The sequence below is a fragment of the Pseudomonas sp. AC252 genome, assembly GCF_979258105.1.
The window spans coordinates 839,737-865,256 of record NZ_OZ409837.1; the positions used below are offsets into that span (position 1 = coordinate 839,737).

Sequence of the window (25,520 nt, forward strand, 5' to 3'; positions counted from 1 at the left end):
GTTCTACCTCAGCTTCAGGGTGGCAAGGCCGACCAGGACGAGAATCACGGTGATGATCCAGAAACGGACGATCACGCGCGGCTCGGGCCAGCCCTTGAGTTCAAAGTGGTGGTGAATCGGCGCCATGCGGAACACGCGGCGACCGGTCAGCTTAAAGGAGGCAACCTGAATGACCACTGACAGGGTTTCCATCACGAACACGCCGCCCATGATGAACAGGACGATTTCCTGGCGGACGATCACGGCGATGGTGCCCAGGGCCGCGCCGAGTGCCAGGGCACCGACGTCGCCCATGAACACTTGCGCCGGATAGGTGTTGAACCAGAGGAAGCCGAGGCCGGCACCGATCAGTGCGCCGCAGAACACAATCAGCTCGCCCGCGCCAGGCACGTAAGGAATCAGCAGGTATTCGGCAAATTTCACGTTACCCGACAGGTAGCAGAAAATCCCCAGGCCACCGCCGACCATCACGGTTGGCATGATCGCCAGGCCGTCGAGGCCGTCAGTCAGGTTGACCGCGTTGCTCGAACCGACAATCACGAAGTAGGTCAATACGATGAACCCGGCACCCAGCGGAATGCTGTAGTCCTTGAGCATCGGCAGGATCAGGGTGGTTTCCACCGGCGTGGCGGCAGTCATATAAAGGAAGATCGCTGCGCCGAGGCCGAACACCGATTGCCAGAAATACTTCCAGCGGCTCGGCAGGCCACGGGAGTTTTTCTCGATGACTTTGCGGTAATCGTCGACCCAGCCGATAGCACCGAACAGCAGCGTCACCAACAGCACCACCCAGACATAGCGATTGCTCAGGTCCGCCCAGAGCAAAGTGCTGACGCCGATCGAAGACAGAATCAGCGCGCCACCCATGGTCGGCGTGCCGGATTTGGACAGGTGCGATTGCGGGCCATCGTTACGTACCGATTGGCCGATCTGACGGTTCTGCAGAGTACGGATCATCCACGGGCCATAGCACAGCGACAAAACCAGCGCGGTCAGCACACCGAGAATCCCGCGCAGGGTCAGGTACTGGAAGACCGCGAAGCCTTTGTAGAACTGTTGCAGATACTCCGCTAGCAGCAGCAGCATTAATGTTTCTCCAGACTGGACCCGCACAGAGCCGCAACGATGTTTTCCATCGCTGCGCTGCGCGAACCCTTGATCAAAATGGTGGTGTTTGTGTCCTGCTCGGCGGCGAGGGCCTGAATCAGCTCGGCCTGTGTGCCGAAGTGCTGCGCCTGCTCACCGAAAGCGTTTACCGCGTGGACCATGTTCGGCCCGACCGCGTAAAGCGCGGAAACCTTGCCTCGGGCGTACTCGCCCACGTCGCGGTGCCCCTGCTCCGCCCAGTCGCCCAACTCGCCGATATCTCCGAGCACCAGGACGGTGCGGCCGGAAAAGCCGGCGAGTATATCAACGGCCGCGCACATCGAGGTGGGGTTTGCGTTGTAGGTGTCATCGATCACGCGCATGCCGTTTTTCGCCAGTTGCGCCACGGTGCGCCCCTTGACCGGTTGCACCGCGCCGAGGCCAGTGGCGATGCCGAACAGCGACACGCCCAAGGCGTGAGCAGCAGCGGCGGCTGCCAAGGCATTGGCGACGTTATGGGTACCAAGCAGGTTCAGTTGCACGCGCTCGCTACCCTCAGGCGTGTGCAGGTTGAACGCTGGGCAACCGCGGGCATCAGTGGCCAGATCACTGGCGTGAAAATTCGCTTCGCTGTTGCTCAGGGCGAAGGTCAACACCTGACGACCGGCAGCACGGGTCTTCCAGATGCCGAAAGCCTTGTCATCGAGGTTGAGCACGGCGATGCCATCGGCGGCCAGACCTTCGATGATTTCGCCTTTGGCTTCGACGATTTTTTCCGGGCCGCCGAACTCACCGACGTGAGCGGTGCCGGCGTTGTTCAGGATCGCCACATGCGGCTTGGTCAGGCCCACGGTGTAGGCGATTTCGCCAAGACGCGAGGCACCCAGTTCGATCACGGCCGAGGTGTGTTCCGGCGCCAGTTCGATCAGGGTCAGCGGTACGCCGAGGTCGTTGTTCAGATTGCCACGGGTTGCCAGCACCGGGCCGCGGGTGCGCAGGATGCTCGCAAGCATTTCCTTGACCGTGGTCTTGCCGCTGGAACCGGTCACCGCCGCCACTGGCTGGGTGAATGCAGCACGGTTCAAGGCGCCGAGTTGGCCCAGCGCCTGACGGGTGTCCTTGACCAGCAACTGCGGCAGCGCGCTGTCGGCGACTTCGCGCTCGACCAGTGCCGCTACGGCGCCTTTGCCGGCAACGTCGTTCAGATAATCATGACCGTCGAAACGCGGGCCGGTCAGGGCGATGAACAACTGGCCCGGCTGGATCGCACGGCTGTCGATGCTTACGCCATTGAAACTGGCGTCGTCGCCAATCAGTTGGGCGTCGAGCGCGTTGATCAATTCGCTGAGTGTCAGGGCCTTAAGCATGGGCCACCTCCCACGCGGTCAGGGCATGATCGGCCTCGACCAGATCGGAAAACGCGTGGCGCACGCCGTTGATTTCCTGATAGTCCTCGTGACCTTTGCCGGCGAGCACGATCACGTCGTCAGCCGTCGCACCGGCGATCAGTTGCGCGATGGCCTGGCCACGACCGGCGACGAAAGTGACTTTATCCACAGCGGTGAAACCGGCGCGGATGTCGTCGAAGATCACAGCAGGATCTTCGGTGCGCGGGTTGTCGTCAGTGACCAGCACCTGGTCAGCCAGACGCTCGACCACTTCGGCCATCAATGGACGCTTGCCACGATCGCGATCACCGCCGCAGCCGAACAGGCACAGCAGTTGACCTTTGACGTGCGGGCGCAATGCAGTGAGAACTTTTTCCAGCGCATCCGGGGTGTGGGCGTAATCGACCACTACCAGCGGCTGCGTACCGCCACCCAGACGCTGCATACGCCCGGCCGGACCTTCGAGCTTCGGCAGCACTTTGAGAATTTCGTCGAGGGCGTAATCCAGGCCGAGCAGGGCGCCGACTGCCGCCAGCACGTTGCTCAGGTTGAAGCGCCCGAGCAATGTGCTGCGCAGGTGATGCTCGCCTTGCGGCGTGACCAGCGTGGCGCGTACGCCGTGGTCGTCGAACTGCGCTTCGCGGCAGAACAGGTAGGCGCTGCTGTCGAGCAGGCTGTAGGTAATCAAACGCGACTCGCGTTTTTCCGCCGCCAATTGCCGGCCGAAATCGTCGTCGAGGTTGACCACGCGGCACTTCAGGTCATTCCAGGCGAACAGCTTGGCCTTGGCCTCCGCGTACGCCTGCATGGTGCCGTGATAATCCAGATGATCACGTGACAGATTGGTCATCACCGCCACGTCGAACGCCAGCGCTGTCACCCGCCCCTGATCCAGACCATGAGACGACACTTCCATGGCCACGGCTTTCGCGCCGGCCTTTTTCAGGTCGCCCAGCGTCGCTTGCACGGCAATCGGATTCGGCGTGGTGTGCAGGCCGCTTTCCAGCGCGCCGTAGAAACCGGAACCGAGCGTGCCGACGATGCCGCAATGCTGGCCGAGCAGATCCAGCGCCTGCGCGACCAGTTGGGTCACGCTGGTCTTGCCATTGGTGCCAGTGACGCCGATCAGGTTCAGGTGATGACTCGGCTCACCGTAAAAACGCCCGGCAATGTCCGACAGCTGCGCCGCCAGACCCTTGACCGGAATCAGCGGCACGTCAGTGATCGGCAGCACGGTGGCGCCTTCGACTTCATAAGCCACGGCAGCCGCGCCGCGTTGCAAGGCATCGGCGATGTGCGCACGGCCATCGAAGCGCCCACCGGGCACAGCGAGAAACAGATCGCCGGCGCGCACGTTGCGGCTGTCCAGCGCCAGTTCACGGATCAACAGATCGTGGCCGGCGTGGGGAAATATCTTGTTCAGACTTAATGACATCAGCCGCGCCCTCCATTGGCTTTCAGCGGAACGACCGGGGTGGCATTGGCCTGCTGGGTGGTCGGCAGGTTGTCCGGGGTAACGTTCATCAGGCGCAGGGTGCCGGACATCACACGGCTGAACACTGGCGCCGACACCAGACCACCGAAGTAACCGGCCTTGGTCGGTTCATCGATCACCACAACGATGGCGTAACGCGGATCGCTCATCGGGCCGAAGCCGGCGAACAGCGAGCGGTAGGAATTTTCTGCGTAGCCCTTGGTGCCGACCGAAGTCTTGCGCGCGGTACCCGACTTGCCGCCCACGTGGTACGCCGGCACCTGCGCACGGAACACACCGCGTGGCGCCTCGATCACTTGCTGCAACATGCCCTGCATGGTTTTCGCCACGGCTTCCGGCAGTACTTGAGTGGTCTGCGGCATCTTGTCGGTTTTGATCAGGGTCAGCGGCGCGAGGCGACCGTTGTTGGCCAGCGCCGAGAACGCGTGCACCAGCTGGATCGCAGTCACGGAAATGCCGTAGCCGTAAGACAAGGTTGCAGTTTCAGCCTTGCGCCATTCGCGGTAGTTGGGCAGATTGCCGACACGTTCGCCGGGGAAGCCCAGGCCGGTGTCCTGACCGAGGCCGACTTTCTGCGCGAGACGGAAAATGGTTTCGCCGCCGATATCGAAGGCGACTTTACTCATGCCGACGTTACTGGAATTGATCAGGATGCCGGTCAGATCGAGCACCGGACCTTCGGTCTTCGACACGTCTTTGATGGTGTACTTGCCGATCTGCAACGAGCCCGGGTACACCTCGACGGTGTCGCTCGGTTTCCAGCGGCCGGTTTCGATCGCAGCGCTCATGGAAATGGCTTTCATGGTCGAACCCGGTTCGAACACGTCGATCATCGCGCGGTTGCGCATCATCGCCGGTTGCAGGTTGCGACGGTTGTTCGGGTTGTAGGTCGGCTGGTTGACCATGGCCAGAATTTCGCCGGTCTTCACGTCCATGATCACCAGACTGCCGGCCTTCGCGCCGTTCTCGATGATCGCGTTGCGCAGCTCGCGGTTGGCCAGGTATTGCAGACGCAGGTCAATCGACAACGCCAAGGGCTTGCCGGCCTTGGCGTTCTTGGTGACCTGAACATCCTTGATCAGCCGGCCCCGGCGATCCTTGATGACTTGTCGTTTGCCCGGCACCCCGGCCAGCCACTCGTCATAGGCCAGCTCGACACCTTCGCGACCGTGATCGTCGATATCGGTAAAGCCGACCATGTGCGCGGTGACTTCACCGGCCGGGTAGAAGCGGCGGAATTCTTCGATGCCATAAACGCCCGGCACTTTCAGATCGAGCACAGCCTGACCCTGCTCGGGGGTCAGCCCGCGCACCAGGTAAATGAATTCTTTGTTGGCCTGGGCTTCAAGGCGTTCGCTCAGGGCTTTCGGGTTCTGGCCCAACGCGGCGGCGAGCGCTGGCCACTTCTCTTTGGCCGTCTGCATTTCCTTGGCGTTGGCCCACAACGTGGTCACTGGCGTACTGACGGCCAGAGGTTCGCCATTACGGTCGGTGATCAGGCCACGGTGCGCCGGAATCGGAATGTGCCGCAGGCTGCGCGCGTCGCCCTGACCTTTGAGGAAGTCACGGTCGACCACTTGCAGGTCGATGATGCGCCAGCAGATCGCCGCGACCATCAGGCCGAGCAGCGCCACCATCAAGCGGAAGCGCCATGGGAACAGTGCGCCTTCGAGTTTCATCATGGCGCCACCATTTTCACGTCAGCCGCGCCAGGGATGTGCATCTTCAGTTGCTCGGTGGCCAGCACTTCGATGCGGCTGTGCGCAGTCCAGGTGCTCTGTTCGAGAATCAGCCGGCCCCACTCCGCCTGCGCCTTGTCGCGCACGCTGAGTTCGTTATAAAGCGTGTTGAGCAATTGCCGGTTCCAGTGCGCGCTGTACGACACGGCAATGGCCGAAAACAGCACGCCGATAAACAGCAGCAGCATCAGAAAGCTGCCGCCGGGCAGGGGTTTGGCGAAAAGCTTGCTCACCGCAACTTCTCCGCGACACGCATGACGGCGCTACGGGAACGTGGGTTGGCTTTGAGTTCGGCGTCGGAGGCCGTCTGCGCTTTGCCGTGGATTTTGATTTTCGGTTCGAAGGCGACGTGGCGAACCGGCAGATTGCGCGGCAGATTATCCGCCTCGCCTTTCACCAGTTTGCGCATGAACAGTTTGACGATGCGGTCTTCCAGCGAGTGGAAGCTGATGACCACCAGACGGCCGCCAACTTCCAGCGCGTCCAGCGCGGCGTCGAGGCCGGCTTCCAGATCGCCGAGTTCGTTATTGACGTGAATGCGCAAACCCTGGAACGCGCGGGTAGCCGGGTTCTTGCCTTTTTCCCACGCCGGGTTGGCGATTTTCAGCACTTCGGCCAGATCGGCGGTGCGCTCGAACGGCTTGATGTCACGGCGCTCGGCGACGGCACGGGCCATACGCCCGGAGAAACGTTCTTCGCCGTATTCCTTGAACACCCGGGCAATTTCTTCCACCGGCGCGGTGTTGACGAATTCGGCAGCGCTGATGCCACGGGACGGGTCCATGCGCATGTCCAACGGCCCGTCATTGAGGAAACTGAAGCCGCGTTCGGCATCGTCGAGCTGCGGCGACGACACGCCGAGGTCGAGCAGAATGCCGCTGACCTTGCCGGCCAGCCCCTGCTCGGCAACCACCGAACCGAGCTCGGCAAAGCTGCGCTGCACAACGACAAAGCGGCCGTCTTCGGCCGCTAGCGTTTGCCCGGTGGCAATCGCTTGAGGATCCTTGTCGAATCCGATGAGTCGACCGTCCGGCCCGAGCTGGCTGAGGATCAACCGGCTGTGCCCGCCGCGCCCGAACGTGCCGTCCAGATAGCAGCCATCAGGACGTACGGCGAGAGCCTCGACGGCTTCGTCAAGCAGTACGGTGATGTGGTTAAAGCCGCTATCAATAGTCACAGGATCAAATCACGCAGTTCATCAGGCATCGCGCCCGGTTGTTGAATAGCAGCAAGGTCAGCGGCAGATACCGCATTCCATGCATCCTCGTCCCACAATTGGAACTTGTTCAGTTGGCCGACCAGCATCGCGCGCTTATCGAGCTTGGCGTATTCGCGCAAACGCGGCGGAACCAGAAAACGACCACTGCCATCGAGTTCGAGGTCGACGGCATTACCAATCAATAAACGTTGCAGGCGACGGTTCTCTTCGCGAAGCGAAGGGAGTGCGCGCAACTTGGTTTCAATAATTTCCCACTCATCGAGCGGATAGACACACAGGCATGGATCAACGGCATCAATGGTCACGATCAATTGGCCGGAACTGCGCGAATCGAGCTCGTCACGGTACCGGCTCGGCATGGCGAGACGGCCCTTTGCATCGAGACTGATAGCGTTAGCTCCGCGAAACACGTCAGCGTTTCTCCAATTTTTATCGTTTTGAGCTCAAAAAACCCACTTCATGCCACTTTCCGCCACTTGCGCACACTATAGGAATGCGCCCACCACACCGTCAAGGCGCGGATTAAAGGAAAAGCCTTACAGAACGGAGATTTAGCGACGTAAAAGGAGGCTCAACGAGAATCTGACGTGAAGTTTCGACCAATAACCTGATACAGCACTGAACGCTGCGCTCGAAAGTTAAAGTAGTTTGTTAAGAGTAAGATTTTTTCGGTATTACAAAGGCGCTTCGGCTGTTGATTGAAGCAGGGTGGGAAAAGGCTATTACCGCGTTTGCCGCTGCCGGAATTTCAGACCAGGCCGGCTGATATTACACAGCCGCGTCTTCTTTGTTTCAAGCAGGGAAAGAAAAAGGTGGAGAGTCGATCTGTAAGCCGGGTTCTGTCTTGAACAGTCATTCGTCTACGATGGCCATCACTGGACATCTTTAGCAACCTACCCGGTCCCAGCGCGGGCCACGCCTTGGGACCCTATTTGGTCTTGCTCCAAGTGGGGTTTACCTAGCCACGAACTGTTGCCAGACGTGCGGTGCGCTCTTACCGCACCTTTTCACCCTTACCGGCGCTTGCGCGCTTAGGCGGTTATTTTCTGTGGCACTTTCCGTAGGCTCACGCCTCCCAGGCATTACCTGGCACTTCGCCCTATGGAGCCCGGACTTTCCTCCCCCTAATTTTCATAGAGGGCAGCGACTGTCCGATCGACTCTCCGCCGCGAAGGTTAACGGCAGAGCGCCGGAAGAACAAGCGCTAAAACCCTCCAGAGCGCCATGGGCGACGGCTTACACGCCTTTCTGTTTATCCAGCGCCACCTGATACAGCACGTTTTTGCGCTCGCCAGTGATTTGTGCTGCCAGTGCCGCGGCGCGCTTGAGTGGCATTTCTTCGAGCAACAGATCGAGGATGCGCATGGCTTCGCTGCTGACCGCGTCTTCCGACTCCGGCGCGGTCCAGCCGGCCACCAGCACCACGCACTCGCCGCGCTGCTGATTGCTGTCGGACTCGACGAACCCACGCAGCTCGCTGAGCGGCAAGCCTTTGAGGGTTTCGAAGGTCTTGGTGATTTCCCGCGCCAGCAGAGCCTGACGCTCGCCGCCAAACACCGCTTCCATATCCTGCAGGCATTCGAGAATGCGATGCGGCGCCTCATAGAAAATCAACGTGCGCGGTTCTTCTTTAACTGCCTCCAGACGCGCCTTGCGCCCGACCGACTTGGCCGGCAGGAATCCTTCGAAGATGAAACGGTCGGACGGCAAGCCCGCCGCCGACAGCGCCGCGATCAACGCGCAGGCACCCGGCACCGGCACCACGTTGATGCCGGCCGCACGGGCCTGACGCACCAGGTGATAGCCCGGATCGGAGATCAGCGGCGTGCCGGCATCGGAAATCAGCGCGACGTTGTCGCCCGCCAGCAACCGGGTAATAAAGCGGCTACCCTCATCCCGTTCGTTGTGTTCGTGACATGCGGCCAAGGGCGTGCCGATGCCGAAGTGCTGCATGAGGCGCGCCGAATGCCGCGTGTCTTCCGCTGCAATCAATGCCACTTCACGGAGGATCTTCAAGGCCCGGGCGCTGATGTCGTCCAGGTTGCCGATGGGCGTCGCCACCACATAAAGCGAGCCAGCAGCGGAATTCAAAGGACCTGGAGCAGTCAAAGCGCACACCTCGTGATCGGTAAAAGCGGCCATTGTAGCGCGTCACGAGGCTTGCGATACGCTCCGGCCGAGCGCGGTTTTTCGTCCGGTTGTGCGCTGCCGCAACATTTACTCCAGCTAAATTGACCGATTCACGCCAGTAACATCGCGCCCCGGCCAGTGCTTGGGTACAATTCCACGCTAATTTGATCGAGTATCAGGAACACTTACATGATCGCTTGCCTGCGGCTGTTCACTGCCCTCTGCCTCGCTGCCTTGTTGGCCGCGTGTGCCAGCTCCCCTTCCTCCAGCCTTGGCGAACTTCCACGGACTCCGGACGCCAGCATCGAGCAACTGCTCGAACAGGCTGCCCAGGCTAAAACCCCGGAACAAGCTGCCCTGTTGCGCCTGAGCGCGGCGGACCAGGCTTACCGCCAAGGCAATGCCGGCCAGTCCGCGCAAATCCTGCAACAAGTGCCGGTGGAGCAACTCAAGCCAGGCCAGCAGATTTTCGCCAACACGCTGTCCGCCGAACTGGCCATGACGCGCAATCAGCCGAAAGCTGCGCTGACCGCCCTGAGCCATCCGAGCTTCCAGAAGCTCGGGGAAATGCCGGAAGAGCAGCAAGTGCGCACCGGCACCGTTCACGCCCGCGCCCTTGAAGCCGATGGCCAGACCCTGGCCGCTGCCCGCGAGCGTGTGTTCATCGCACCGATGCTCGAAGGCGAAGCGGCGAGCAAGAACCACGAAGCGATCTGGACCCTGATCGCCTCGCTGCCGACCGATCAACTGCAACCGAACACCACCGACGATCTCGGCGGCTGGATGGCACTGGCGCAAGCGGTGAAAACCGCCGGCACGCTGGAGCAGCAGCAAGCCGCGATCGATAACTGGCGCGCGCAGAATCCAAAGCACCCGGCGGCTGTCAACCTGCCGCTGCCACTGACCAAGCTCAAGGAACTGGCCAGCCAGCCACTGAGCAAAATCGCCCTGCTGCTGCCACAGGACGGCCAGCTGGCGTCGGTCGGCAAAGCGCTGCGTGAAGGCTTCATGGCCGCGCATTATCAGGCGCAACAGGCCGGCCAGAACCCACCTGCCATCGAGTTCTACGACAGCTCCAAGCTGACCTCGATGGACGAGTTCTATCGCAAGGCTCAGGCTGACGGTGTGCAACTGGTTGTCGGCCCACTGGAAAAACCGCTGGTCAAGCAACTGAGCACTCGCCCGCAACTGCCGATCACCACCCTCGCGCTGAACTACAGCGAAGGCGAACAAGGCCCGGCACAGTTGTTCCAGTTCGGCCTCGCTGCTGAAGACGAAGCTCGCGAAGTCTCCCGTCGTGCCCGTGCCGACGGCCTGCATCGCGCCGCGATCATGGTGCCGAAGGGTGAATGGGGCGATCGCGTCCTGCGCGCGTTCAGCCAGGACTGGCAAGCCAATGGCGGCAGTATCGTTGCCACCGAACGTGTCGATCAGCCGGTGCAACTGGCCCAGCAGATCGCCGACATGTTCCAGCTGCGCCAGAGCGAAGCCCGCGCCAAGAGCCTGCAGAATGTTGCCGGCACAAATGTCGCCGCCCAGCCTTCGCGTCGTCAGGACATCGAATTCATCTTCTTGGCCGCGACGCCGCAACAGGCACAGCAGATCAAGCCGACCCTGAACTTCCAGTACGCCGGTGACGTGCCGGTCTACGCGACTTCCCACGTGTACAGCGCCAGCGGCGACGTCAACCAGTACAACGACATGAACGGCATTCGCTTCTGCGAAACCCCATGGCTGCTGGAAACCAGCGATCCGCTGCGCCAGCAAGTGGCTGCGCAATGGCCGCAAGCCAATGGCAGCCTTGGTCGCCTGTACGCCATGGGCGCCGATGCCTATCGCCTGGCACCGCGCCTGGGTCAACTCAAGGCCCTGCCGGACAGCCGCATCGAAGGCCAGTCCGGCAGCCTCGGCATGACCCAGACCCAACGCGTTGTGCGCCAGCTGCCGTGGGCACAGTTCGTCAGCGGCCAGGTGCAGCGCCTGCCGGACACACCGCGCTGATGCCCGACAGGTCACGCTCGCAAAGCGGCAAGGATGCCGAGCGCCAGGCGCTCGAACATCTGCAACAACAAGGTCTGCGCCTGTTGGCGCAGAACTGGTTATGCAAACGCGGCGAGCTTGATCTGGTCATGCTTGATGGCGATACAGTAGTATTCGTTGAAGTTCGCTACAGAAAGAACACTCAATGGGGTGGCGCGCTCGCCAGTATCGACGAGCGCAAGCAGCAGAAACTGATCTTTGCAGCACAGTATTTTCTTCAGCGCGAGTCGCGTTGGGCCAATTCCCCCTGCCGCTTCGATGTGGTGGCAATCGAAAGCCACCCGAATCAGCTGAACTGGTTGCAGAATGCTTTCGACAGTTGATCGCCTGCACCCTGCCCCGTTTTCGTCCGACACATTTTGCTCTTTGCTTTGCCGGCTGCACATTCACGTGCCGAACAGCCGCGCCACTTAAGGTCACACAGATGGACATGCAATCCCGAATTCGCCAGCTTTTCCAGGCCAGTATCGACACCAAGCAACAGGCGATGGACGTACTTGCACCGCACATCGAGCAAGCCAGCCAGATCATGGTCAACGCCCTGCTCAACGAAGGCAAAATGCTCTCGTGCGGCAACGGTGGTTCGGCCGGCGATGCCCAGCATTTTTCTTCGGAGCTGCTCAACCGCTTCGAGCGCGAGCGTCCAAGCCTGCCGGCGATTGCGCTGACCACCGACACTTCGACGATCACTTCGATCGCCAACGACTACAGCTACAACGAAGTGTTCTCCAAACAGATCCGCGCGCTCGGCCAGCCGGGCGATGTGTTGCTGGCGATTTCGACCAGCGGCAACTCGGCGAACATTATTCAAGCGATCCAGGCCGCACATGATCGCGAAATGATTGTCGTAGCTTTGACCGGACGCGATGGCGGCGGCATGGCGTCGCTGCTGTTGCCCGAGGACGTCGAGATTCGCGTACCGGCCTACGTCACTGCACGTATTCAGGAAGTCCACTTGCTGGCGATCCATTGCCTTTGCGATCTGATCGACAGCCAACTGTTCGGGAGTGAAGAATGACCCCTAATCGCCTTGGCCTTCTGGCCTTGACCCTGTGCCTCGGCATCAGCGGCTGCACCTCGGTGGTGAATGCCAGCCGTGAAGCGCCGATCGAAGACGACCGTGGCACGCGCACCTTCGGCAGCAAGATCGACGACTCGCTGATCGAAACCAAAGCAGGCGTGAACATCGCCAAGGCCGATCCGGCTTTGGACAACGACTCGCACATCGTCATCACCAGCTTCAACGGCGTCGTCCTGCTCGCCGGCCAGACGCCACGCGAAGACCTCAAGACCAAAGCCGAACAGGCCGCCGCCAACGTCCAGCGCGTGAAGAAGGTGCACAACGAACTGCAAGTGCTGCAACCGTCCTCCCTGCTCGCGCGCCAGAACGACGCGTGGCTGACCACCAAGATCAAGACCCAGATGCTCACCGACGCCAGCATTCCCGGCTCGCGCATCAAAGTCGTGACCGAGAACGGCATCGTCTACCTGCTCGGCCTGCTGACCAAACAGGAAGCCACTCAGGCAACCAATCTGGTTCAGGGTGTGTCCGGTGTGCAGAAGATCGTGAAGCTGTTCGAATACATCGACTGACCGTAAAAGGCAGACACAAAAAAGGCGATCCATCCGGATCGCCTTTTTTTATTTCACAACCTTCAAACTCGGCCGGCCACTCGGGCGTGGTGGCTCGCTGCTTGGTGGCGGCGAGTCGTCATCCGGATCGATGTCTTCCTCGTCATCCATCGGCAACTCGAGGTCAAACACCATGCCTTGGCCGTTCTCCCGGGCATAGATGCCCAGGATCGCGCTGATCGGCACGTAGAGACTGTGCGGAACACCGCCGAAGCGGCCTTCGAACGTCACCACGTCGTTGTCCATGTGCAGATGACGCACGGCGCTCGGCGAGATGTTCAGGACGATCTGGCCGTCGCTGGCAAAGCCCTGTGGCACCTGCACTGCCGGGTATTCAGAGTTGACCAGCATGTGCGGGGTGCAATCGTTATCTACAATCCACTCGTAGAGCGCGCGGACCAGATAAGGTCGACTGGAGTTCATAGCGGCTCCTTAAGCCTTAGCGCATATCGCGTTCGACACCAGACAGACTCGCCTGGAAAGCCTCACGCGCAAACTGACGCTCCATATAATCAAGCAGCGGCTTGGCCGGCCGCGGCAGTTCAATACCCAGAATCGGCAAACGCCAGAGTATGGGTAATAGGCAGCAATCCACCAGACTTTGTTCCTCACTGAGGAAGAACGGCTTGTCGGCAAACAGCGGCGAAACGCCGGTCAGGCTTTCGCGCAGTTCCTTGCGCGCCACGACCCGTGCAGCCTCTTTGCTCTTGGGATCCAGAATCAGATCCACCAGCCCGCACCAGTCACGCTGAATCCTGTGGATCAGCAGACGGCTGTTGGCCCGCGCCACCGGATAAACCGGCATCAGCGGCGGGTGCGGGTAACGCTCATCCAGATACTCCATCACCACGGTCGACTCCCACAACGCCAGGTCACGATCGACCAGCGTCGGCAGACTGCCGTAAGGGTTCACCTCTATCAGTTTAGGCGGCTGGCGGCCGGCTTCCACGTAAATGATTTCGGCGCTGACACCCTTCTCTGCAAGCACGATGCGCACTCGGTGGGAATAGTGGTCGGCGGGGTCGGAGTAACAGGCCAACCGATTGGTCACGCCCATGGCGATCCTCCTCGCTTGTTGAATTTGTCGGAACCGGAAAAACGCGCGCGCCCAGAGGGCACCTCCCGCAGGGTCTGACTGAGCAGACCCTGCTTTATCGGAGGCGCCCTTGGGCGCGCGCGATTAACAGCAATGCTTGAAGCGTATCAGTGCACGTCTTTCCAGTATTCACGCTTGAGCAGGTAGGCGAACACAAAGAAGAACGCCAGGTACAGCAAGACATAAGTACCGATGCGCTGATGTTGCAGCTTAACCGGGTTAGCCGAGTAAGCCAGGAAGGTTACCAGATTCTTGACCTTCTCATCGAACTGCTCTTCGTTCAGAGCACCGGTCTTCGGCACGACGACCAACTGATCACACGCTTCATGAGTCAGCGGCGTGCCGGTCAGCGGATCGTATTGTTTCTTGCCGTCCTCAACAATCGGCACCTGCTTGCAATCTATGATCTGACGACCCTGCAGGCCAACCAGTACGTTGGGCATTCCGACATTCGGGAAGACCCTGTTGTTCACACCCCATGGACGCGCTTTATCTTCATAGAACGACTTCAGATAACCGTAGAGCCAGTCGGTGCCGCGTACCCGCGCTACCAGCGTGAGGTCCGGCGGCGCTGCACCGAACCAGGTCTTGGCGTCGGCCGGCTGCATGCCGATGTTCATGTGGTCGCCAATCTTGGCACCGGTGAACACCAGCTTCTCCAGCATCAACTCGTGCGGGATGCCGAGGTCATCGGCGACGCGCTCGTATCGCTGGAACTTGGCGCTGTGACAGCCCATGCAATAGTTGGCGAAAGTCCGCGCACCATCCTGCAGGGCGGCTTTGTCGGAGACATCGATATCGACACTTTCCAGTTCCGGACCATGACCCTCGGCAGCAAAAACCAAGGAAGGCAGCGCAGCGAAAATCAGAGCAAGAAATAACTTTTTCATCAGCCAGTCACCCTTTCCGGAACCGGTTTGGTCTTCTCGAGCCGGGTGTAGAACGGCATCAGAATGAAGTAGGCGAAATAGAGGAAGGTGCAGACCTGCGACAGCAATGTGCGCCCCGGTGTCGGCGCCAGGACGCCGAGAATGCCGAGAATCACGAAGGAAATGCAGAACACCACCAGCCAGATCTTGCTCAGCCAGCCTTTATAGCGCATCGATTTTACCGGACTGCGATCCAGCCACGGCAGCACGAACAGCACCGCAATCGCCGCGCCCATGGCGACAACGCCCAAGAGTTTGTCCGGGATCGCCCGCAAGATCGCGTAGAACGGTGTGAAGTACCAGACCGGCGCAATGTGCTCAGGTGTCTTGAATGCGTTTGCCTGCTCGAAGTTCGGTTTTTCGAGGAAGTAGCCGCCCATTTCCGGGAAGAAGAACACAATCGAGCAGAAGATGAACAGGAACACTACAACGCCGACAATGTCCTTCACCGTGTAGTACGGGTGGAACGCAATGCCATCCAGCGGGATGCCGTTTTCGTCTTTGTGCTTCTTGATATCGACGCCGTCAGGGTTGTTAGAACCGACTTCGTGCAGCGCGAGAATGTGCAACACCACCAGACCAAGAATCACGATTGGCAGCGCGACAACGTGCAAGGCGAAGAAGCGGTTCAGGGTGATTCCGGAGATCAGGTAGTCACCACGAATCCACTGGGTCAGGTCATCGCCGATCAGCGGAATCGCGCCGAACAGCGAGATGATCACCTGAGCCCCCCAATAAGACATCTGGCCCCACGGCAGCAGGTAACCCATGAACGCTTCGGCCATCAGCGCCAGGTAGATCAGCATGCCGAACACCCAGACCAGCTCGCGCGGTTTCTGGTACGAACCGTAGAGCAGGCCGCGAAACATGTGCAGATAAACCACGATGAAAAACGCCGAGGCGCCGGTCGAGTGCAGCAGACGCAGGATCGAGCCGTACTCGACGTCGCGCATGATGTATTCGACGGAAGCAAAGGCCTCTTCCGCCGACGGCGTGTAGCTCATCGTCAGCCAGACACCAGTGACGATCTGGTTGACCAGCACCAGCAGCGCCAGCGAGCCGAAGAAATAGAAGAAGTTGAAGTTTTTTGGTGCGTAATATTTGCTGAGATGGTCTTCCCACATTTTGGTCGCGGGAAAGCGCGCATCAACCCAATCCATGAACTTGCTCATCACGCTTTCTCCGTATCGACGCCAATGACAATCAGGTCATCGGTCTCATAGGAATGCGGGGGAACTGGCAGGTTCAAAGGCGCAGGTTGCGACTTGTAGACGCGGCCAGCCAGATCGTAGTGGGAACCGTGGCACGGGCAGAAATAGCCGCCTACCCAGTCTTTGCCCAGATCCGCAGGTGCCACTTCGGGACGGAAAGTCGGTGAGCAACCCAGGTGCGTACAGATCCCGATCAGCAGCAGAATTTCCGGCTTGATCGAGCGTACTTCCGGGTCGACATAAGTGGGTTGCGTGGAGTTTTTGGAGGTCGGATCGGAGAGCTGACCCTCGATCTTCTTGAGATTCCCCAGGATTTCCTCGGTACGGCGGACAATGAACACCGGCTGGCCGCGCCATTCAGCAATCATCTGCTGGCCTGGCTCGATTTTGCTGACATTCACTTTCACCGGTGCACCGGCAGCTTTCGCCTTGGCACTGGGAAACCATGACCCCACGAACGGGACCGCAGCCCCCACCGCTCCTGCAGCACCCACCACGGATGTGGCTGCCACCAGGAAGCGACGCCGGCCTGCATTCACGCCGTCATTGCTCATTCAGTCCTCTCCCATCAGCTTTTTTGGCCTGTTAAATCAGGCGTCTACTAAATAAATCAAATGTTACTTATAAAAATTTTGCCCGAATGGTAATGAAAACCCCCAATTCTGACAAGGTTAATTCCCCAGGGCTCAGCCCCTTAAGCCTTGGAGTATAGGGGGTCTACGGCTGTGGCAAGTTGTCACAACGCAATTCTTTGATAAATCGCAGGCATAAAAAAACGCCCGCTTCCGTGAGGAGGCGGGCGTTCTTTTTGAACGCGGAAGCGGAATTAACGCTTCGAGTACTGCGGACGCTTACGCGCTTTACGCAGACCAACTTTCTTACGTTCAACTTCACGGGCGTCGCGGGTAACGAAGCCGGCTTTGCGCAGAGCGCTACGCAGGGTTTCGTCGTAGTCCATCAGAGCGCGAGTGATGCCGTGGCGGATTGCGCCAGCCTGACCACTTACACCACCGCCGATCACGGTGACGTAGATGTCGAACTTCTCGACAGTCTCGGTCAGCTCCAGCGGCTGACGAACTACCATGCGGGCAGTTTCGCGGCCGAAGAAGTTATCCAGCGAACGGTTGTTGATGGAGATGTTACCAGTACCCGGACGCAGGAAAACGCGTGCGGTTGCGGTCTTGCGACGGCCAGTGCCGTAATTTTGAGTCGCCGACATAATGAACTATTCCGTTAAATCTTCAGTTCTTGGGGCTGCTGAGCAGTATGAGGGTGTGCAGCGCCCGCATAGACTTTCAGCTTACGGTACATGTCGCGACCCAGTGGGTTTTTAGGCAGCATGCCTTTAACCGCGGTCTCGATCACGCGCTCAGGGGCTTTGGCGATCAGCTTTTCAAAGTTGATCGACTTGATGCCGCCCGGGAAACCGGAGTGGGAGTAGTACATTTTGTCAGTGGTTTTAGCGCCGGTAACACGGATCTGCTCGGCGTTGATGACGACGATGTAGTCGCCGGTGTCAACGTGAGGAGTGTACTCAGGCTTGTGCTTGCCACGCAGACGGCTCGCGATTTCGGTGGCCAGACGACCCAGGGTCTGACCAGCAGCGTCGACGACAAACCAGTCGCGCTTTACTGTTTCCGGTTTAGCAGTAAAAGTTTTCATTCTTTATAGCCTCAGGGGCCGCCTGTAAATAAGACGGCGGATCTTACTGAATAGTGCGTACTTTGACAAGTCAAAGGCAGCCGGATACAGACGCTTTCGGGGGCTCGGGTCGGCGCGTCCGTTCAACGGCAAGATTCTTCGGCGGCGGCGCATCACTTCCACTGCAGAAAGAGGTCGGCAATTATGCAGATTGCGAAAAATTTTTCAACCTGCTTTTATGAATGTTTTGCCCAAGGAGCACCCGATGGACTATCGCCAGCTAGGCCGTACCGACCTGAACGTGAGTGCAATCTGCCTCGGCACCATGACCTGGGGCGAGCAAAACACTGAAGCTGAAGCCTTCGCCCAGATCGAGCGGGCCAAAGAAGCGGGGATCAATTTCCTCGACACCGCCGAAATGTATCCGGTGCCGCCAAAAGCCGAAACCTACGCCACCACCGAGCGCTACATCGGCAATTACTTCAAGAGCCGCGGCGATCGCGCCGACTGGATCCTCGCCAGCAAGATCGCCGGCCCCGGCAATACCATCGACTACATCCGCGATAAAAACCTGCGGCACAACCGCCAGCACATCACCGAGGCACTGGACGGCAGCCTCAAGCGCCTGCAGACCGATTACATCGACCTGTACCAACTGCACTGGCCGGAACGCAGCACCAACTTTTTCGGACAGCTGGGCTACAAGCACAAGATCGAAGCCAACCTGACTCCGCTCGAAGACACGCTCGAAGCTCTCGACGAACAGGTGAAGGCTGGCAAGATCCGCCATATTGGCCTGTCCAATGAGACGCCGTGGGGCACCATGCGCTTTCTGGCTTTGGCCGAAGCCCGTGGCTGGCCGCGTGCGGTGTCGATCCAGAACCCGTACAACCTGCTCAACCGCAGCTTCGAAGTCGGCCTGGCGGAAATCGCCATTCGCGAACAGTGCGGCCTGCTCGCCTATTCGCCGCTGGCGTTCGGCTTCCTCTCCGGCAAGTACGAGGGCGGCGCCCGTCCACCAAAAGGCCGCCTGAGCCTCTACAGCCGCTTCAGCCGCTACTTCAACCCGCAATCGGAAGCGGCGTGCAGCCGTTACGTGGCCCTGGCCCGAGAACATGGCCTGGATCCGGCGCAAATGGCCCTGGCCTTCGTGACCCAGCAACCGTTCGTGACCAGCAACATCATCGGCGCAACGACGCTGGAGCAGCTGGACAGCAACATTGCCAGTTTTGATCTGAAATTGTCCGATGAAGTGCTGGCCGGGATCGAGGCGATTCACAAGGATCATCCGAATCCGGCGCCATAACTGACCGCCAAAAGCTTCGCGAGCAGGCTCGCTCCCACAGTGGAATACTGTACCTGTGGGAGCGAGCCTGCTCGCGAAGGGGCCAGTCGGATTACCTTGACAGCGGAACGCGGAGCGTCCCCGGCGGCATTCCCACGCAGAGCGTGGGAACGATCATCACAGCGACCGCGCAATAATCTCCTTCATGATTTCATTGGTGCCGGCATAGATCCGCTGCACTCGCGCATCCGCCCACGCCCGGGCCACCGGGTATTCCCACATGAAGCCGTAGCCGCCATGCAACTGCACGCACTCGTCGAGCACTTTGCATTGCAGGTCGGTGCCCCAGTATTTGGCCATCGCCGCCGTCGGCACATCGAGTTTGCCCTGCAGATGCAACTCCAGGCAGCGATCGACGAAGACCCGGCCGATCTGGATCTCGGTGGCCATTTCGGCCAGTTTGAAGCGGGTGTTCTGGAAGTCGGCAATCGCCTTGCCGAACGCCTTGCGATCACGGGTGTAATCCAGCGTCCATTGCAGCGCCGCCTCGGCCGAGGCCAGCCCGCCGATGGCCACGGTCAGACGCTCTTGCGGTAATTCCTGCATCAGATAGGCAAACCCGGCACCCGCCTGCCCGAGAAGATTTTCCTTCGGCACGCGCACGTCCTGGAAGAACAACTCCGAAGTGTCCTGAGCTTTCATACCGACCTTCTCCAGGCGCTTGCCCTTCTCGAAGCCCGGAGTGTTCGCTTCCACCAGAAACAGGCTGGTGCCTTTGGCGCCAGCCTTCGGGTCGGTCTTGGCCACCACGACCACCAGATCAGCCAGGAAGCCATTGGTGATAAAGGTTTTCGAGCCATTGATCACATATTCGTCACCGTCCAGCACTGCCGTGGTTTTCACCCCTTGCAGATCGGAACCCGCGCCAGGCTCGGTCATGGCAATTGCCGTGACCATTTCACCCGAGACCAGTTTCGGCAGGTACTTGTGCTTCAGCGCTTCGCTGCCGTAATGCAGGATGTACGGCGCGACGATGTCCGAGTGCAACGAGAATCCGATGCCGGTCAAGCCAAGACGACCGACCTCCTCAATCACCACGGCGCTGTACAAAAAATCCGCGCCCAGCCCGCCGTACTCCTCCGGCAGGTGCGAGCACAGCATCCCCGCCTCCCCCGCCTTGTTCCACAGCGCGCGATCGATGTGCCCCTGCTTCTCCCACTGCGCGTGATACGGCACGGCCTCTTTTTCGAGGAACGTTCGCACGCTGTCGCGGAACAATTCGTGCTCGGGGCTGAACAGGGTTCTGGGGATCATGCGGCACCTTTCTTTGTTGTTGGAGGTATTCGGCTCACAGAGACTAAGCCCGACTCCTGCTACGGGACACTGGACACATCCGACAAAAAATAAGACGATCCAGCCGTCTGGTGACCACTTTCCCTTATAAAAACAAAACAAAAGTTGAATTATGTCTAAGCACGTCTCCCCGCCCTTGCGGCGCGTCAGCATCCTGGCCATCGACCGGGTTTTCGCTTACACCCTCATGCAGGCCAAGGATTTTTTCCATGTGGCCAGCCTGCGTTACGGCAAACAACTGGGCCACGGCCTGACGCCGGCGTTCGAAACGCGCCTGGTCAGCCCCGATGGCAAACCGGTGAAAAGCTTCAGTGATGTGATGATGCCGGTCGACGGCGGCCTGGAAAACGCCGACGTAATCATCCTTCCGGCGTTCTGGGACGATTTCGACACGCTGTGCAGCCGTTACCCGCAAATCCTGCCGTGGCTGCGCGAACAGCATGCGCGCGGCGCGGTGTTATGCGGCGAAGCCACCGGGGTGTTCTGGCTCGCCGAAGCCGGGCTGCTTAACGGCAAGGAAGCGACCACCTACTGGCGCTTCTTCAACGCCTTCGCCGAGCGCTTCCCCAAGGTCTATCTGAATCAGGACAAGCATCTGACGGATGCCGATAACCTCTATTGCGCTGGCGGCACCACCTCGGCCTGCGACTTGTATATCTATCTGATCGAACGCTTCTGCGGCTCGAACGTAGCGCAAGCGGTGGCCCGCGACATCCTTTACGAAGTGCAACGCAGCTATTCGCCGGGGCGTATCGGTTTCGGCGGGCAAAAGCTGCATCAGGACGTGATCATCCTGCAGATCCAGCACTGGCTCGAAGAACACTTCGCCGACAAGTTCCGCTTCGAAGACGTCGCCCGCGAGCACGGCATGAGCATCCGCAACTTCATGCGTCGCTTCCAGACCGCCACCGGCGACAAACCGCTGCACTACTTGCAGCGCCTACGCATCGAGACGGCCAAGGGTTTGCTTTCGGGCACGCGCAAGAGCATCAAGACCATCAGTTATGAGGTCGGTTACGACGATGCGAGCTTCTTCGCGCGACTGTTTCGCCAGCACACCGAACTGTCGCCGAACCAGTATCGGCAGCAGTTCCAGCAAGCTGCGTAACCCGGCCTGATGATCGTTCCCACGCTCTGCGTGGGAATGCCGCCACTGGACGCTCTGCGTCCGCCTCGCAAGTGACGCGGAGCGTCACGGGATGCATTCCCACGCGGAGCGTGGGAACGATCAGTTACTGCGCTTTCGCGAGCAGGCTCGCTCCCACAGGGAAAAACTTCAGCGCATAAAAAAGGCCTGCAATCGCAGGCCTTTTTCGTTGCCGAGACTCCGATCAAGGCTTGTGCGCCCGCGACAGGAATTCGTGAGATTGCATCTCCAGCAGTCGGCTCAGCGTGCGCTGGAACTCGAAGGTCAGGCGTCCGCCGGTGTACAGATCCTTCAGCTCGACTTCGGCAGAAATGATCAGTTTGACGTTGCGATCGTAGAATTCGTCGACCATGTTGATGAAGCGCCGCGCGATGTCGTCGGTGGTGACACTCATCTGCTCGACGCCGCTGAGCAGCACGGCGTGGAAGATCTTGCCCAGTTCGATGTAATCGTTCTGGCTGCGCGGGCCGTCGCACAGTTCGCGGAAGTCGAACCAGGCCACGTCGTCGCAGGTGCGCAGAGCGCGGATTTCGCGGTTCTCGATGATCAGCACATCGTTTTCCACCGCCGCCGTGCACTCCGGCGTCAGTGCCTTGAAGCTCTTGCGCAGGCTTTCGTGGGCAGCTTCGTCGAGCGGATAGTGGAACAACTCGGCTTGCTCGAGGTGACGCAGACGATAATCGACGCCGCTGTCGACGTTGACGATCTCGGTATTCTGTTTGATCAGGGCGATGGCCGGCAGGAAGCGCGCACGTTGCAGGCCATCCTTGTACAGGCCGTCCGGAACGATGTTCGACGTCGCGACCAGAGTCACGCCATTCTTGAACAGTTCTTCCATCAGCGTGCCGAGGATCATCGCGTCGGTGATGTCGGAGACGAAGAATTCATCGAAGCAGATCACTCGTGACTCGGCCGCGAAGCGCTTGGCGATGATGGTCAGCGGGTTCTTCTCGCCGCCCAGGGTTTTCATTTCCTCGTGCACACGCTTCATGAAGCGGTGGAAATGCGTGCGGGTCTTCTCCTTGAACGGCAGCGCTTCGAAGAAGGTGTCGACCAGGTAAGTCTTGCCGCGACCGACGCCGCCCCAGAAATACAGGCCCTTGACCGGTGCCTGATCCTTTTTGCCAAACAGCTTGCCGAGGAAACCCGGCTTGTTCTGGTCGGCTGCGATCAAGTCGTCGTACAGACGCTGCAGGTGACGCACAGCAGTTTCCTGCGCGGCGTCATGGAAGAAGTCCGGGCGTTTCAGATCAGCTTGATATCGTTCTAGGGGCGTCATAATTCGTTAGCAAGGCAACAAAAACGGGCCGTCACTGTAGCGACGGCCTGTGGGAATGGCAATCGGCCCTTGGTCGGGTCGCGCCGCCGATCAGTCCTGAGCTGGAGTCAACGCGATGCGCAATGCCTCGATGGCGGCGTCTCGCGCGGCAACGTCGGCGAAGGCCGGGCTGTCGCCGACGCACTCACCGGCCAGCCAGACGCTGAAGCTCAATTCTTCAGTGCGTACGTCCAGCGGCTCGCCGGACTGCAACTGTTTGGTCACCTGGCCGGCAGTTTTGCCGTCGGCGAAGTTGCGCGACAGCAGCAATTGCTCGCCATCGGCCGCCAGCAGACGGAAACGGAAACTGCCGTCGTCCTCGCGGAAGCTGACGAAACGTGCGGTTTTCGCAGCTTTTTCTTGGTGGTGGCGGCGACCTGAACCTGATTGACGAAAGAACGCAGGCCAACGGCTTCGCGCAGTTCGTTGAGGAACGGCGTGGCCACGGCGCGGGCCTTCTTCGCACCGATCTGCAAAATGTCTTCCAGATCCGCCGGACGCTCGATCAACTGGTGATATTTCTCCCGCGCTTCGCCCAGTTCGTTGTCGAGCAACTGGAACAGGCGATTTTTCGCCTCGCCCCAGCCCAGACCACCAAGCAATTCGCTACGGAACTCGTCAGCCTGCGCCGGGGTGGCGAAGGCCTGGAACAGAGTGAACAGGTGCGAGTTGTCCGGATCTTTCGCTTCGCCCGGGGCCTTGGAATCGGTGACGATCCGCGAGATCGCGTCTTTCATCTCTTTGGCGCTGGAGAACAGCGGGATGGTGTTGTCGTAGCTCTTCGACATCTTGCGACCGTCGAGGCCCGGCAATGTCGCCACGCTTTCTTCGATCAGCGCTTCGGGCATGGTGAAGAACTCTCTGCCCTGGCCGAACAGATGGTTGAAACGCTGACCGATATCACGGGCCATTTCCACGTGCTGAATCTGATCGCGACCGACCGGCACCTTGTGCGCGTTGAACATCAGAATGTCCGCGGCCATCAGCACCGGATAGCTGTAGAGGCCCATGGTGATACCGGCGTCCGGGTCTTCACCGGTCTCGACATTCTTGTCCACCGAGGCCTTGTAGGCGTGCGCACGGTTGAGCAGGCCCTTGGCGGCGACGCAGGTCAGTAGCCAGGTCAGCTCGGGGATTTCCGGGATGTCGGACTGGCGGTAGAAAGTCACGCGGTCAACATCGAGGCCACCGGCCAGCCAGGTCGCGGCGATTTCCAGACGCGAGCGCTGGATGCGCAGCGGGTCATCGCATTTGATCAGAGCGTGGTAGTCAGCCAGGAAGTAGAACGAATCGGCGTTGCTGTCGCGGCTGGCGAGGATCGCCGGACGGATCGCGCCGGCGTAGTTGCCCAGGTGCGGCGTGCCGGTGGTGGTGATGCCGGTGAGAATGCGGGTACGGTTGGTCATGGGTAATCGCTTGTCAGACTGCAATCAATTCGAGAGACGCGGCAGCAGCAGATCCTTGAGATCGGTCAGCTTGCCGTGAAAAAAGTGTCCGCATTCTGCCACTTTCAGCAGCTCATGGGGGCGCTGGAGTTGTTCCGACCACTGGTAGACCAGTTGCGGATCGATGACTTCATCGGTTTCTGGCTGGATCACAGTCAACCCGCCGTGCTGCGGCAGTTGATCCTGCTCACCCAGACGCATCACCGCCGGGGCGACCATGAACAAGTGCTCAAGCTGCACGCCCTGGGCTTCAAGACGGCCGCCGAGACTTGCTGCAACAAATCCGCCGAAGGAGAAACCGAACAGGGTCAGCGGCAGATCCGGGTGTTTTTCCCGCAGCCATGCGGCGGCTGCCTCGGCATCATCGACTTCACCGGTGCCCATATCGTGCTTGCCCTGGCTGGCGCCGACGCCGCGATAGTTGAAACGCAAGGTGATCAGGCCTGCGTCGCGCGCGGTGCGCTGCAGGGTCGAGACGACCTTGTTGAGCATGGTGCCGCCCTGCACCGGGTTCGGATGGCAGATCAGCGCGATGCCGCGCGGCTGCTCGTTATCCAGATACAAAGCCTCAATTTGGCCGACAGGGCCGTCAATCACTACAGGGGTTTCGCGCATCAGCAAGGGAGGAACTCCGTGACCTCGAATCGGGTCGACTCGTCTAGCAAATTGTCTGTGCCAATCTATTGCGAGTGAATCGCGGTATACAGCGCAGGTTCGAGCCGTTAACGTAAAGCAAAGCCGTTTATAGAGGAAGGACTCGTGGAACACTCGCTCTTAGTTTGGTTGTTACCGACTCTTGCCCTGGTTGTGGGTGTCGCCATTGGATTCCTGATCGCGCGCGTTGCGCCGAACGCCGCACCGAGCCGCACGCAACGTCAACTGGATGATATCCAGGAGCGTTTCGACAGTTATCAAAACGAAGTGGTCACCCACTTCAACAGCACCGCGATGCTGGTCAAGAAGCTCACTCAGAGCTATCAGGAAGTGCAGGATCATCTCGCCGAGGGCGCCAACCGTCTGGCCCTGGATGAGCAGACCCGCCAGCGCCTGATCGCCGCCCTGCACGCTGACGCGGCGCAGGCACCCCGTGAACGCCTGACGCCACCGCGTGATCAGGAACCGCCACGTGACTATGCGCCGAAATCGCCAAATTCCCTGGCATGCTCGATGAGCATTATGGTCTGAAGAAGTAATCGGGTTTCGCGCCCAACAAAAAGCCCCCGGACAATGCTGTTGTCCGGGGGCTTTTTTGCATCGGCTGATTTTGCGGTGACAACACTGGCCTCTTCGCGGGCAAGCCCGCTCCCACAGGGGTCAGGTGTGGAACACAGATTTTGGATACACCACCAATACCTGTGGGAGCGGG

At 59.8% G+C, this 25,520-nt stretch carries 24 protein-coding genes, 1 other RNA gene and 2 pseudogenes; 7 read left to right on the top strand and 20 right to left on the bottom strand.

The features are described 5' to 3' along the window. Positions 1-3: 3 nt before the first annotated feature. The 9 genes from mraY to rsmI all read right to left on the bottom strand — a co-directional run bounded on the left by mraY (position 4) and on the right by rsmI (position 9,069). Positions 4-1,086, bottom strand: coding sequence for a phospho-N-acetylmuramoyl-pentapeptide-transferase (gene mraY / locus ACZZZ4_RS03875; protein WP_016773275.1), 1,083 nt, complete (start codon positions 1,084-1,086; stop codon positions 4-6). After that, positions 1,086-2,453 (bottom strand): UDP-N-acetylmuramoyl-tripeptide--D-alanyl-D-alanine ligase, encoded by a 1,368-nt coding sequence (locus ACZZZ4_RS03880; protein WP_434766678.1) that lies wholly within the window; start codon positions 2,451-2,453, stop codon positions 1,086-1,088. The genes mraY and ACZZZ4_RS03880 overlap by 1 nt, the downstream gene beginning before the upstream one ends. Next, entirely contained in the window at positions 2,446-3,909 is a 1,464-nt protein-coding gene (locus ACZZZ4_RS03885; protein ID WP_039761379.1) for a UDP-N-acetylmuramoyl-L-alanyl-D-glutamate--2,6-diaminopimelate ligase, read from the bottom strand. Before ACZZZ4_RS03885 ends, ACZZZ4_RS03880 begins: the two co-directional genes overlap by 8 nt. Further along, positions 3,909-5,648: a peptidoglycan D,D-transpeptidase FtsI family protein gene (locus ACZZZ4_RS03890; RefSeq protein ID WP_177433300.1), complete on the bottom strand. Its 1,740-nt coding sequence runs from the start codon at positions 5,646-5,648 to the stop codon at positions 3,909-3,911. Before ACZZZ4_RS03890 ends, ACZZZ4_RS03885 begins: the two co-directional genes overlap by 1 nt. After that, positions 5,648-5,941, bottom strand: coding sequence for a cell division protein FtsL (gene ftsL, locus ACZZZ4_RS03895; RefSeq protein ID WP_016773269.1), 294 nt, complete (start codon positions 5,939-5,941; stop codon positions 5,648-5,650). Before ftsL ends, ACZZZ4_RS03890 begins: the two co-directional genes overlap by 1 nt. Then, the gene (gene rsmH / locus ACZZZ4_RS03900; protein WP_463547289.1) at positions 5,938-6,885 is read right to left on the bottom strand and encodes a 16S rRNA (cytosine(1402)-N(4))-methyltransferase RsmH; all 948 of its coding nucleotides are present in this window, start codon (positions 6,883-6,885) and stop codon (positions 5,938-5,940) included. The genes ftsL and rsmH overlap by 4 nt, the downstream gene beginning before the upstream one ends. Then, the gene (mraZ, locus tag ACZZZ4_RS03905) at positions 6,882-7,337 is read right to left on the bottom strand and encodes a division/cell wall cluster transcriptional repressor MraZ (RefSeq protein WP_007917012.1); all 456 of its coding nucleotides are present in this window, start codon (positions 7,335-7,337) and stop codon (positions 6,882-6,884) included. Before mraZ ends, rsmH begins: the two co-directional genes overlap by 4 nt. A gap of 402 nt (positions 7,338-7,739) precedes the next feature. Next, positions 7,740-8,090: RNase P RNA component class A (gene rnpB, locus ACZZZ4_RS03910), an RNA gene on the bottom strand. A 73-nt stretch (positions 8,091-8,163) separates the two neighbouring features. After that, positions 8,164-9,069 carry a 16S rRNA (cytidine(1402)-2'-O)-methyltransferase gene (gene rsmI, locus ACZZZ4_RS03915; RefSeq protein WP_165368379.1) on the bottom strand — a complete coding sequence of 302 codons (906 nt, stop codon included), beginning with the start codon at positions 9,067-9,069 and terminating at the stop codon, positions 8,164-8,166. Between the two features lie 177 nt (positions 9,070-9,246). Between rsmI and ACZZZ4_RS03920 the strand changes: the two genes are divergently transcribed. The 4 genes from ACZZZ4_RS03920 to ACZZZ4_RS03935 all read left to right on the top strand — a co-directional run bounded on the left by ACZZZ4_RS03920 (position 9,247) and on the right by ACZZZ4_RS03935 (position 12,690). Next, positions 9,247-11,058, top strand: coding sequence for a penicillin-binding protein activator (locus ACZZZ4_RS03920; protein ID WP_039761373.1), 1,812 nt, complete (start codon positions 9,247-9,249; stop codon positions 11,056-11,058). Then, complete coding sequence (locus tag ACZZZ4_RS03925) at positions 11,058-11,420, top strand: YraN family protein (RefSeq protein WP_415761523.1); 363 nt, start codon at positions 11,058-11,060, stop codon at positions 11,418-11,420. The genes ACZZZ4_RS03920 and ACZZZ4_RS03925 overlap by 1 nt, the downstream gene beginning before the upstream one ends. Positions 11,421-11,521: 101 nt before the next feature. Next, a complete protein-coding gene (locus tag ACZZZ4_RS03930) occupies positions 11,522-12,115 on the top strand; it encodes a phosphoheptose isomerase (protein ID WP_463547290.1) in 594 nt (197 codons plus the stop codon). Then, positions 12,112-12,690 (top strand): BON domain-containing protein, encoded by a 579-nt coding sequence (locus ACZZZ4_RS03935; RefSeq protein WP_434766682.1) that lies wholly within the window; start codon positions 12,112-12,114, stop codon positions 12,688-12,690. Before ACZZZ4_RS03930 ends, ACZZZ4_RS03935 begins: the two co-directional genes overlap by 4 nt. A 48-nt stretch (positions 12,691-12,738) precedes the next feature. On the opposite strand, the gene ACZZZ4_RS03940 is transcribed toward ACZZZ4_RS03935, so the two are convergent. The 7 genes from ACZZZ4_RS03940 to rplM form a co-directional block, all read right to left on the bottom strand. Continuing rightward, entirely contained in the window at positions 12,739-13,152 is a 414-nt protein-coding gene (locus ACZZZ4_RS03940; RefSeq protein ID WP_039761371.1) for a ClpXP protease specificity-enhancing factor, read from the bottom strand. Between the two features lie 16 nt (positions 13,153-13,168). Beyond that, entirely contained in the window at positions 13,169-13,786 is a 618-nt protein-coding gene (locus ACZZZ4_RS03945) for a glutathione S-transferase N-terminal domain-containing protein (protein WP_007961620.1), read from the bottom strand. A gap of 146 nt (positions 13,787-13,932) precedes the next feature. Continuing rightward, positions 13,933-14,715 carry a cytochrome c1 gene (locus ACZZZ4_RS03950; RefSeq protein ID WP_415761520.1) on the bottom strand — a complete coding sequence of 261 codons (783 nt, stop codon included), beginning with the start codon at positions 14,713-14,715 and terminating at the stop codon, positions 13,933-13,935. Further along, positions 14,715-15,926 carry a cytochrome b gene (locus tag ACZZZ4_RS03955; RefSeq protein WP_039761369.1) on the bottom strand — a complete coding sequence of 404 codons (1,212 nt, stop codon included), beginning with the start codon at positions 15,924-15,926 and terminating at the stop codon, positions 14,715-14,717. The genes ACZZZ4_RS03950 and ACZZZ4_RS03955 overlap by 1 nt, the downstream gene beginning before the upstream one ends. Next, positions 15,926-16,519 carry a ubiquinol-cytochrome c reductase iron-sulfur subunit gene (gene petA, locus ACZZZ4_RS03960; RefSeq protein ID WP_007917031.1) on the bottom strand — a complete coding sequence of 198 codons (594 nt, stop codon included), beginning with the start codon at positions 16,517-16,519 and terminating at the stop codon, positions 15,926-15,928. The genes ACZZZ4_RS03955 and petA overlap by 1 nt, the downstream gene beginning before the upstream one ends. Before the next feature lie 272 nt (positions 16,520-16,791). Beyond that, a complete protein-coding gene (gene rpsI / locus ACZZZ4_RS03965) occupies positions 16,792-17,184 on the bottom strand; it encodes a 30S ribosomal protein S9 (RefSeq protein WP_003228056.1) in 393 nt (130 codons plus the stop codon). A 14-nt stretch (positions 17,185-17,198) separates the two neighbouring features. Next, a complete protein-coding gene (rplM, locus tag ACZZZ4_RS03970) occupies positions 17,199-17,627 on the bottom strand; it encodes a 50S ribosomal protein L13 (protein ID WP_003228062.1) in 429 nt (142 codons plus the stop codon). Between the two features lie 244 nt (positions 17,628-17,871). Between rplM and ACZZZ4_RS03975 the strand changes: the two genes are divergently transcribed. Beyond that, positions 17,872-18,912, top strand: a complete 1,041-nt coding sequence (locus ACZZZ4_RS03975) for an NADP(H)-dependent aldo-keto reductase (RefSeq protein WP_039761359.1) — start codon at positions 17,872-17,874, stop codon at positions 18,910-18,912. A gap of 156 nt (positions 18,913-19,068) precedes the next feature. Here ACZZZ4_RS03975 and ACZZZ4_RS03980 read toward each other — a convergent pair whose 3' ends face one another. After that, positions 19,069-20,205, bottom strand: coding sequence for an acyl-CoA dehydrogenase family protein (locus ACZZZ4_RS03980; protein WP_129997655.1), 1,137 nt, complete (start codon positions 20,203-20,205; stop codon positions 19,069-19,071). 250 nt (positions 20,206-20,455) lie between these two features. Here ACZZZ4_RS03980 and ACZZZ4_RS03985 point away from each other — a divergent pair, with 250 nt between their 5' ends. Beyond that, on the top strand, positions 20,456-21,352 hold the full coding sequence (locus tag ACZZZ4_RS03985; RefSeq protein ID WP_165368386.1) for a GlxA family transcriptional regulator: 897 nt from the start codon (positions 20,456-20,458) through the stop codon (positions 21,350-21,352). A 223-nt stretch (positions 21,353-21,575) separates the two neighbouring features. On the opposite strand, the gene zapE is transcribed toward ACZZZ4_RS03985, so the two are convergent. The 3 genes and pseudogenes from zapE to ACZZZ4_RS04000 all read right to left on the bottom strand — a co-directional run bounded on the left by zapE (position 21,576) and on the right by ACZZZ4_RS04000 (position 24,769). Continuing rightward, a complete protein-coding gene (zapE, locus tag ACZZZ4_RS03990; RefSeq protein ID WP_039761353.1) occupies positions 21,576-22,670 on the bottom strand; it encodes a cell division protein ZapE in 1,095 nt (364 codons plus the stop codon). A gap of 90 nt (positions 22,671-22,760) precedes the next feature. Continuing rightward, positions 22,761-24,115 (bottom strand): annotated as a pseudogene (locus ACZZZ4_RS03995) (tryptophan--tRNA ligase). 24 nt (positions 24,116-24,139) lie between these two features. Next, positions 24,140-24,769, bottom strand: coding sequence for an alpha/beta hydrolase (locus ACZZZ4_RS04000; protein WP_463549251.1), 630 nt, complete (start codon positions 24,767-24,769; stop codon positions 24,140-24,142). Positions 24,770-24,913: 144 nt separating this feature from the next. Here ACZZZ4_RS04000 and ACZZZ4_RS04005 point away from each other — a divergent pair. Beyond that, positions 24,914-25,347 (top strand): annotated as a pseudogene (locus ACZZZ4_RS04005) (Z-ring associated ZapG family protein). Positions 25,348-25,520: the final 173 nt, after the last annotated feature.

What these genes read in the sequence shown, in the direction of transcription:
- mraY (WP_016773275.1), bottom strand. Translation starts at nt 1,086, where the DNA reads ATGCTGCTGCTGCTAGCGGAGTATCTGCAACAGTTCTACAAAGGCTTC.
- ACZZZ4_RS03880 (WP_434766678.1), bottom strand. Translation starts at nt 2,453, where the DNA reads ATGCTTAAGGCCCTGACACTCAGCGAATTGATCAACGCGCTCGACGCC.
- ACZZZ4_RS03885 (WP_039761379.1), bottom strand. Translation starts at nt 3,909, where the DNA reads ATGTCATTAAGTCTGAACAAGATATTTCCCCACGCCGGCCACGATCTG.
- ACZZZ4_RS03890 (WP_177433300.1), bottom strand. Translation starts at nt 5,648, where the DNA reads ATGAAACTCGAAGGCGCACTGTTCCCATGGCGCTTCCGCTTGATGGTG.
- rsmI (WP_165368379.1), bottom strand. Translation starts at nt 9,069, where the DNA reads ATGGCCGCTTTTACCGATCACGAGGTGTGCGCTTTGACTGCTCCAGGT.
- ACZZZ4_RS03920 (WP_039761373.1), top strand. Translation starts at nt 9,247, where the DNA reads ATGATCGCTTGCCTGCGGCTGTTCACTGCCCTCTGCCTCGCTGCCTTG.
- ACZZZ4_RS03925 (WP_415761523.1), top strand. Translation starts at nt 11,058, where the DNA reads ATGCCCGACAGGTCACGCTCGCAAAGCGGCAAGGATGCCGAGCGCCAG.
- ACZZZ4_RS03930 (WP_463547290.1), top strand. Translation starts at nt 11,522, where the DNA reads ATGGACATGCAATCCCGAATTCGCCAGCTTTTCCAGGCCAGTATCGAC.
- ACZZZ4_RS03935 (WP_434766682.1), top strand. Translation starts at nt 12,112, where the DNA reads ATGACCCCTAATCGCCTTGGCCTTCTGGCCTTGACCCTGTGCCTCGGC.
- ACZZZ4_RS03940 (WP_039761371.1), bottom strand. Translation starts at nt 13,152, where the DNA reads ATGAACTCCAGTCGACCTTATCTGGTCCGCGCGCTCTACGAGTGGATT.
- ACZZZ4_RS03945 (WP_007961620.1), bottom strand. Translation starts at nt 13,786, where the DNA reads ATGGGCGTGACCAATCGGTTGGCCTGTTACTCCGACCCCGCCGACCAC.
- ACZZZ4_RS03950 (WP_415761520.1), bottom strand. Translation starts at nt 14,715, where the DNA reads ATGAAAAAGTTATTTCTTGCTCTGATTTTCGCTGCGCTGCCTTCCTTG.
- ACZZZ4_RS03955 (WP_039761369.1), bottom strand. Translation starts at nt 15,926, where the DNA reads ATGAGCAAGTTCATGGATTGGGTTGATGCGCGCTTTCCCGCGACCAAA.
- petA (WP_007917031.1), bottom strand. Translation starts at nt 16,519, where the DNA reads ATGAGCAATGACGGCGTGAATGCAGGCCGGCGTCGCTTCCTGGTGGCA.
- rpsI (WP_003228056.1), bottom strand. Translation starts at nt 17,184, where the DNA reads ATGTCGGCGACTCAAAATTACGGCACTGGCCGTCGCAAGACCGCAACC.
- rplM (WP_003228062.1), bottom strand. Translation starts at nt 17,627, where the DNA reads ATGAAAACTTTTACTGCTAAACCGGAAACAGTAAAGCGCGACTGGTTT.
- ACZZZ4_RS03975 (WP_039761359.1), top strand. Translation starts at nt 17,872, where the DNA reads ATGGACTATCGCCAGCTAGGCCGTACCGACCTGAACGTGAGTGCAATC.
- ACZZZ4_RS03980 (WP_129997655.1), bottom strand. Translation starts at nt 20,205, where the DNA reads ATGATCCCCAGAACCCTGTTCAGCCCCGAGCACGAATTGTTCCGCGAC.
- zapE (WP_039761353.1), bottom strand. Translation starts at nt 22,670, where the DNA reads ATGACGCCCCTAGAACGATATCAAGCTGATCTGAAACGCCCGGACTTC.
- ACZZZ4_RS04000 (WP_463549251.1), bottom strand. Translation starts at nt 24,769, where the DNA reads ATGCGCGAAACCCCTGTAGTGATTGACGGCCCTGTCGGCCAAATTGAG.